Source organism: Pseudomonas sp. EL_65y_Pfl1_R83, assembly GCF_963970695.1.
Lineage (GTDB): Bacteria > Pseudomonadota > Gammaproteobacteria > Pseudomonadales > Pseudomonadaceae > Aquipseudomonas > Aquipseudomonas tritici.
On record NZ_CAXAQI010000317.1, the window covers coordinates 1 to 487 of the forward strand.

1 protein-coding gene is annotated in these 487 nt (G+C 64.5%); it reads right to left on the reverse strand.

Translation table 11 applies throughout. The features are described 5' to 3' along the window. Window positions 1-487, reverse strand: a 487-nt coding sequence (locus AACY08_RS29075; protein ID WP_339472531.1) for a sensor histidine kinase, incomplete at both ends; no start/stop codon positions are given.

The window sequence follows — 487 nt, forward strand, 5'->3', positions numbered from 1 at the left end:
TGTCCTCCACCACGAGCACGCAGGCACCGTGCCCATCGGCAACGCCTTCGACCGGCGGCTCGGTCGCCTGTACCGTCGGCGGATCGACCTGAGGCAAGTAGAGGGTGAAGGTGGCACCCTGGCCAGGGCTGCTCTCGACCGTGATATCGCCGCCGGACTGCTTGGCGAAGCCGAACACCTGGCTAAGCCCGAGCCCAGTGCCTTGCCCAACCCCCTTGGTGGTGAAGAAAGGCTCAAAAATGCGCTCGATCTGATCGGGATCGATGCCGATTCCAGTGTCGCGGATCGATATCGCGACATAGCGGCCCGCAACCGCCGGGTGCGCGCGAACCGCCGGAATGGCGGGAACCGCGCGTACCGCTATGGCGATATTCCCGGCGCCGTTCATCGCGTCGCGCGCATTGACCGCCATGTTGACCAAGGCCGTATCGAGCTGGCTGGGATCGACATTGGTGAAACACGGCTTGTCGGGCACGTCGATCGCGAT